The sequence below is a fragment of the Martinezella sp. CNPSo 3890 genome (assembly GCF_057784455.1).
Genome location: NZ_JBXSOR010000013.1, coordinates 194,834 through 201,553 on the forward strand (window position 1 = coordinate 194,834; position 6,720 = coordinate 201,553).

A 6,720-nucleotide genomic window follows, 5' to 3' on the forward strand; every position below is an offset into this window, starting at 1 on the left:
GGCGGAGCTTGTCTAGGATGCTAGGAAACCGCCGTCGACGGGTAGCGTCACCCCGGTCACATATTCCGACAGTGACGAGGCAAGAAAGAGGCAGGGTCCGACCAGCTCCTCCGGCTGACCAGCGCGTCCAAGTGCAACCCTGCTCAAAAGGGCTTTTAAACGCTCGGGATTTTGACGAGTGGATTCAGTCATCGGTGTCTCGAAAACGCCGGGCGCGACCGCATTGACACGGACCCCATCGGAGGCCAGATCCCGAGCCATTGCTTGTGTCAGCGTTCTGATACCACCCTTGGAGGCGGAATAGCCGAGTGCGTTGTCGACACCGATAAACGAGGCAATCGAGCCGACATTGATGATCACGCCTTTCGTTGCTCGAAGATCGTCGAGGAAAGCCATTATCATATTGAAGCTACCGTCCAGGTTGACTCCCAGAACTCGTCGCCATGTTTCCGAAGCTCTGGGGCTATCCACTCCTTCGCGCACGACAATGCCTGCATTGTTCACGAGGATGTTGATTGGGCCGGCCAGGCGGAGCTCGGCCGATGCTGTCCGGCAGGCAGTTTCACTGGAAACGTCAAGCTCAAGGCACACGGCCCTGCCTCCCGCGTCATTGATGATTTCCGCTGTCTCTCGAGCGGTTGCCTCTCGAATATCTGTTGCGATTACACGGGCGCCGGCCATTGCAAAACCGATTGCAATCGCTCGCCCGTTTCCTTGACCCGCACCCGTGATAAGCGCCGTCTTGCCATGAAGCAGTCCTTGCACGTCAGTCATAACGAAGCCCTCAACTGTGATGGCACACCTGTTTGTGGGCAACGTAGTCGATTGGTCATTGTAATCGTCCTGTCGGCACGCGCTGGGCGGCATCCAGCACGGCTTGGCGAGCCGGATGCCGTTGCGCTCGCTATTGTCCGAGACGAGCGATGTCGCCAGGCAAGATCTCTTTCGCCCGTCGGTTCTTGACTTCAGGAAGCTCATCGACCTTTTTCCGCCACGCGGCCAGCGTGGTCAGTTCAGGCGAGAAGGGCAGGCCGGCGATCTCACCGAACAGCAGGCTGATGTAGAGCGTAATGTCAGCCATCGAAAACGTGTCGACGGCGACATAGGGCTTGTCCTTCAGGAGGTTGTCGAAATAGGCGAGCCCGCGGACGGCTTCCTCGCCCCGACGCAGTCCCCATTCCTTGCGGTTCGGCCACTCCGGCATGCGCCACGGCCCAAGGGTCTTGCCAAGGCCGGCCGTCCCGTAATGGAAGAAGTCATCGAGAGGTTCGAGCAGCAGCTGTTCGACGCGGCGCTGCATCATGAGGATGGTGGCTTTTTCGCGCGAATTCTTGCCTGTGAAGATCGGATTTCCGTCGAGATTATCGAGGTATTCGGTGATTGCCGTCGACTCGGAGAGGATGAAACCGTCATCCAGCTCCAGGAGCGGGATCTTTCCGATGGGGTTTTTCGCGAGGAATTCCGGCTGCTTCTGCGCAGCGGAAATGAGGTCGACGCTTTCGTACTCGATTTTGTCTTCAAGACCCTTTGCGGCCAGGACAATGCGGATACGGGCGGCGTTGGGCGCACCGTTGCGATCATGGAGTTTCATGAGAAGTTTCCTTTTTAAGAGCCTTGCGGCCTAAACTTAGCGGACCCCCTTTGTATTTTTAATATGCCTGAATCTGCTCAGGCTGTTTAGTTTGACTAAACACTCTGATGCCCATCATAGGAATTTGCCCAGGAAGAGTGTCTGCCTTGCTCGAGTTGGCGGGAGAAGGTTCATCGGAAGCTGTTGCCGGATTTTCGATCGACTTGTCGCCGAGACGAGCGGGACCGCTTGGCGTTTGGATGCCGGATGGCCGATTGGCGATGACACGATGATTTGCCCGGCGCAACCGATTCCGCTTACGGCGCGCCCTCCTGCGCTGAAAGCGCCAGACGTCTACAGATGACAGCCAGACAGATTGGCCGTCGCCACCAACGCCCCGACATCGTGGATGTTAGAAGAACGCGAACGCAATACCTGTCGCGCGTCGAATGTCTATCCTGAGAACGTCAACAATGAATGAAGCCTTACCAATGACCGGCAAGCCCAGTCCGGTGTCGAAGGACCAAGCAATCCATCACAGGCTTCCCAATTCTCCGGATGCGATGATCCTTGTGTGTCCGCCGATCCGGAAGCGCTGGTCGAAAAATGGTCCGGCAGCAAAGATCCGGGCGTTCCGGCCAAGTTTCTGGCCCTGTGTCGCGACATAGTCGACAAGCCCGCCGCCGTTGGCGAGTGAGGCCGCGACACAGGCATTGCCTCCTCCGCAGGCAGCATCCTCCAGCACACCGATGCGCGGTGCAAATGACCTCACAACGTAATCTGCGTCGCTCTCAGGGTATTCGGCAAATATCGTCATTCCCGACACGTCATGTTCGAGGCTCAATTCCAGAATTGACTGGAGCTCCGGATCGGCCTTCAGAACCATCGATGCCTTCTCAAGGCGGATGATGATCCACTGGGCGCCTGCACTGACCCGCTCGCATGTAACAGCTTTGACCTTAGGTGCCAGGCAAGCGAGAGCCGCAAACGTATCTTCGGCGCCAAGTTTCTCGATCTCGGCGCGGGCGGGCGTGTAAACGCTGATGACGGGATCACCGTCAGCATCGGACAGGTCGAGATTGACCAAGCCCGCTTTGCAGTGCTGGACGAAATGAGATTTGGTTTTTAACGTCGGGTTTCGCTTCAACCGGGCTGCCAGCGCGCCAATCGAGGGATGACCGGCGAATGGAAGCTCGCAACGCGGCGAGAAGATGCGAAGACTATAGTCGCCAGTTCCCGGTCGCGGTTCGGTGACGAAAGCGGTTTCCGGAAGACCCAGCCACGATGCCATCTTCTGCATCTTATGTTCATCGAGGCCGTCAGCGTCATGAACAATTGCGACCGGATTGCCATCCCCTGCAATGGCGGAAAAGACGTCGACAATATCGAATTTGAACATGGTCTCCAGCTTCCCGGGGACTCCGGGCACCATGCGGGCGTCCTCCCCACGCTGATACTGACGGACACCCGACGACGCGAACAGGCACAGAAAGCCGATTTGGTACCCTGTACAGCGGTCGCCGTAGTGCTGGCCCTGGCGGATGGGCACTTCCGCCAGCGCCGATAAGCTCTTTGTCGCTGATTGACAGCATGACACTGGACAGCCATCTTCAATGGTCGACAGTGGCTATACAGTGATCTCATCACATGAACGGAAATGGGCGTGGCGGGGGTGGCGACCCACTCTATCGTAAGATCGCTGCGGAGATTGCAGACGCAATCCATTCCGGAACCTTGAAATATGGCGATCGCCTCCCTTCGATCCGGGAGCTGAAGAGGATCAAGCGAGTTTCAATTCCAACGATACAGGAAGCGTTGCGTTTGCTCGAGGATCAGAGCCTCGTGGAAGCGCGCCAAAAGTCCGGTTATTTCGTCCGCTTTCCGCCCAGCAAACTGAAAACGCCCACGCCGGGACGAGTAACCGGCCGTCCGGCGGCTGTCGACGTGATGCAGATATCGGCGCCCATCATCGATGCTTCTTCCAAACCCGGATTGTTGCCGTTTGGTGCAGCTGTACCAAGTGCGGAGCTCTTTCAAACGGAACGGCTGAGAAATGCAGTTGCCTCCTACCTGCGCAAGAACAGTGCAGCGATCGGCCACTATGGATTTGCTCCGGGCGCAGCGTCTCTTCGCAGCGAAGTCGCCAAGCGCGCTTTGCTTTGGGACTGCCAGCTCGATCCTTCAAACATTGTCATCACCAATGGCTGTGTCGAGGCGGTGGGGCTTGCGCTTCGAGCCGTTACCAAGCCGGGCGACATCGTGGCCGTGGAGACACCCGGTTATTACGGCTTCATCCAGATGCTGGAGATGCTACATTTGCGCGTGCTCGAAATTCCGAGCGATGTCGAGGGCGGGATATCGCTTGCCCATCTTTGCGACGCGGTTGAATACCATGACGTCAGGGCTTGCCTCGTCTCGACAACCGTGACCAATCCGTCGGGTGCTACGATGAGCCTGGAAGCAAAGCGCAGCCTTGTTGCGATGCTATCCGAGCGCCGAATTCCGTTGATCGAAGACGCGACCTTCGCAGATCTGCATTATACGGGCCAAACCACGGCGGCGAAGTCTTTTGATAGCCAAGGCAATGTCATCTTATGCGCCTCGCTGACGAAGACGATCGCCCCTGGTCTCCGCATCGGCTGGATCGATGCGGGTCGCTATTCCGATCAGGTCTCGCTGTTAAAGCGCATCTCAAGCATCGGCCAGCCGCCAATCATCGAGGGAGGATTGGTGGAGTATCTTGCAGACGGTGGTGTCGATCGGCATCTAAGAACCCTGCGTCGTCGGCTGAGTGATCAGCTCAATCAGCATCTGCAAGCGATCGAGCACTACTTGCCGGCAGGTATCAAAGCTCGCAGGCCTTCTGGTGGCTTCCTGCTCTGGCTGGAATGGCCAGAACATATCGACGTTCTGAAACTGCATGCGGCAGCGTTGGACGTTGGTATCGGCCTCGCTCCCGGACCGTTGTTTTCCGCAAGCGGCCAGTTCCGCAATCATATGCGTATCAATTGCGGCCAGGTTTGGCGGCCGGAGGTCGAACGCGGATATCAAAGCCTTGCCCGTCTTGCAACGCAGCTCTGACTCGGACGTCCGAACACAGGGTGACCGCGCCTTATCGGTGCAGCCCCTGCATAGCGGGTCGCGCACCGAAGTGGTGCACACATCTGTACAGGTCTGATTTCAGACTTCCTGTCGCTGTGCAACGACACATTGATAGCAGAGGATATTCCAGACATTTCCGGAGAACCCGATGAAATCTTACCCCAGGTTCAAGGCTGCGGCATGCCATGTGGCGCCGATTTACTTCGATGTTGACGCAACCGTTTCAAAGGCGATCTCTTTGATCGCTGAGGCTGCGGACAATGGTGCTGCCCTTGTGGCATTCCCGGAGGCCTTTATCTGTGCCTTTCCGGTGTGGTCCGGCCTTCGTTCGCCCGTTCACAACCACGATTTTTTCACCCGCATGGCAAGCTCGACGGTCGAGATCCCGGGGCTGGAAATCAGGCGCCTCTGCGACGCTGCGCGACACTATAACGTCGTCGTTTCCATGGGACTGAACGAGGGGACCAGGAACAGTGTCGGCTGCATCTGGGATACCAACATTGTCATCGGCAGCGACGGTAGGATCCTCAACCGGCACCGTAAACTCGTTCCGACCTATTGGGAAAAGCTGACCTGGGCGAACGGTGATGGAAGCGGGCTCCGGGTCGTCGACAGCGCGGTTGGCAGAATCGGTGCTCTTATCTGCGGCGAAAACACCAATCCGCTGGCACGCTACTCCCTTATTGCCCAGGGGGAACAGATCCATGTCGCCTCCTATTCTCCCCGCTGGCCCACTCATCCCGTTGGCGATGCCGGTGGCTATGATCTCGACGCGGCCATTCGTATTCGTTCGGGAGCGCATGCATTCGAAGGGAAACTGTTCAACATCGTTGCTTCCGGTTTCCTGAGCGATGCTGCAGCCGATCTCGTTTGCCGCGGGGAAAAGGAGGCCCGCGATCTTTTGGAAAGTGCCCCCAGAAGCGTGTCGATGATCCTTGGACCCGCAGGCACGCCGATCAGCCAGACGCTTAGGGATGAAGAGGGTGTCGTCTATGGTGATGTCGATATCAGCCAGACAATCGTCCCCAAGCAATTTCACGACATCGTCGGCTACTACAATCGCTTCGACGTATTCGATCTGCGGGTCAATAACGCGTCGCATGATCCCTTGAAGTTCGCCAAGCCGTTCGGGGATGGTGAAACTTTGTTTAATAGTCAGCCGGGATCTGCCGACGACGTTGCTCTGTCTTGGCCTCCCGGCCTTGATCTCGCATAGGCGGGGCGGTTTCCATGAAAATCATCAATGTGATGAGCGACACGCAGACCAAGCCGACGGACGGGATGCGACGTGCTATTGCGCAGGCGGACGTCGGCGACGAGCAGGGCGGGCTCGATCCGACGGTCAATCGGCTTTGCCGGCGGGTGGCGGAGATGCTGGGTTTCGAGGATGCGCTCTTTGCTCCGTCCGGGACGATGTGCAACCAGATCGCCATCCTTGTTCATTGCGCGGCCGGTGACGAAATCATCTGTGACGCCAGCTCGCATATCGTCAATACCGAAGGGGCGGGAGCGGCAGCTCTCGGTGGCGTTGCCATTCGCCCGCTTCATACCCCGACCGGAATTTTTTCCGGCATCGACGTGCGAACCGCTGTTCGCACCAAAACGCGCACCAGCCCCCAGTCGCGGATGGTGGTTGCCGAGCAGACAGCGAATTTTCTTGGCGGTCGCGTCTGGAGTGTTCCGCAGCTTGCGGAGGTGACCGCCGCAGCGAACGCCAATGGCCTGACAGCTTTTCTTGATGGCGCACGCCTGTTCAACGCAGTGATTGCCACCGGAACGGCGCCGGCGGACCATTGCGCCGGAGCGGGTTTCGACAGCGCATGGATCGATTTGAGCAAAGGTCTGGGCTGCCCGGTCGGTGCTGTCCTTTGTGGGTCAAAGCACTTCATCGAGGACGCGTGGCGATGGAAATACCGGCTTGGCGGTGGGATGCGTCAGGCCGGCATCCTGGCCGCGGCGGGACTCTATGCCATCGACCACCATATCGAGCGTCTGGCTGACGATCATGAGAGAGCACAATTGATTGCCCACGCACTCGGTGCAAGAGA

At 58.0% G+C, this 6,720-nt stretch carries 6 protein-coding genes; 3 read left to right on the plus strand and 3 right to left on the minus strand.

From position 1 onward, the window contains the following. Positions 1-12 precede the first annotated feature (12 nt). From AC13RC_RS25585 to AC13RC_RS25595, 3 genes are all read right to left on the minus strand, one after another. The gene (locus tag AC13RC_RS25585; RefSeq protein ID WP_488558874.1) at positions 13-774 is read right to left on the minus strand and encodes an SDR family NAD(P)-dependent oxidoreductase; all 762 of its coding nucleotides are present in this window, start codon (positions 772-774) and stop codon (positions 13-15) included. 130 nt (positions 775-904) lie between these two features. Beyond that, positions 905-1,591, minus strand: a complete 687-nt coding sequence (locus AC13RC_RS25590; RefSeq protein WP_488558875.1) for a glutathione S-transferase family protein — start codon at positions 1,589-1,591, stop codon at positions 905-907. 514 nt (positions 1,592-2,105) lie between these two features. Further along, positions 2,106-2,969 (minus strand): PhzF family phenazine biosynthesis protein, encoded by an 864-nt coding sequence (locus AC13RC_RS25595; RefSeq protein WP_488558876.1) that lies wholly within the window; start codon positions 2,967-2,969, stop codon positions 2,106-2,108. Positions 2,970-3,217: 248 nt separating this feature from the next. On the opposite strand from AC13RC_RS25595, the gene AC13RC_RS25600 reads away from it, so the two are divergent. The 3 genes from AC13RC_RS25600 to AC13RC_RS25610 form a co-directional block, all read left to right on the plus strand. Then, a complete protein-coding gene (locus AC13RC_RS25600) occupies positions 3,218-4,651 on the plus strand; it encodes an aminotransferase-like domain-containing protein (RefSeq protein WP_488558877.1) in 1,434 nt (477 codons plus the stop codon). A 169-nt stretch (positions 4,652-4,820) separates the two neighbouring features. Then, the gene (locus AC13RC_RS25605) at positions 4,821-5,888 is read left to right on the plus strand and encodes a carbon-nitrogen hydrolase family protein (protein ID WP_488558878.1); all 1,068 of its coding nucleotides are present in this window, start codon (positions 4,821-4,823) and stop codon (positions 5,886-5,888) included. Positions 5,889-5,902: 14 nt separating this feature from the next. After that, positions 5,903-6,720, plus strand: an 818-nt coding sequence (locus tag AC13RC_RS25610) for a threonine aldolase family protein (protein WP_488558879.1), incomplete at its 3' end; no start/stop codon positions are given.

Coding starts and splice junctions, on each gene's coding strand:
- AC13RC_RS25600 (WP_488558877.1), top strand. CDS start 3,218: ATGAACGGAAATGGGCGTGGCGGGGGTGGCGACCCACTCTATCGTAAG.
- AC13RC_RS25585 (WP_488558874.1), bottom strand. CDS start 774: ATGACTGACGTGCAAGGACTGCTTCATGGCAAGACGGCGCTTATCACG.
- AC13RC_RS25605 (WP_488558878.1), top strand. CDS start 4,821: ATGAAATCTTACCCCAGGTTCAAGGCTGCGGCATGCCATGTGGCGCCG.
- AC13RC_RS25590 (WP_488558875.1), bottom strand. CDS start 1,591: ATGAAACTCCATGATCGCAACGGTGCGCCCAACGCCGCCCGTATCCGC.
- AC13RC_RS25595 (WP_488558876.1), bottom strand. CDS start 2,969: ATGTTCAAATTCGATATTGTCGACGTCTTTTCCGCCATTGCAGGGGAT.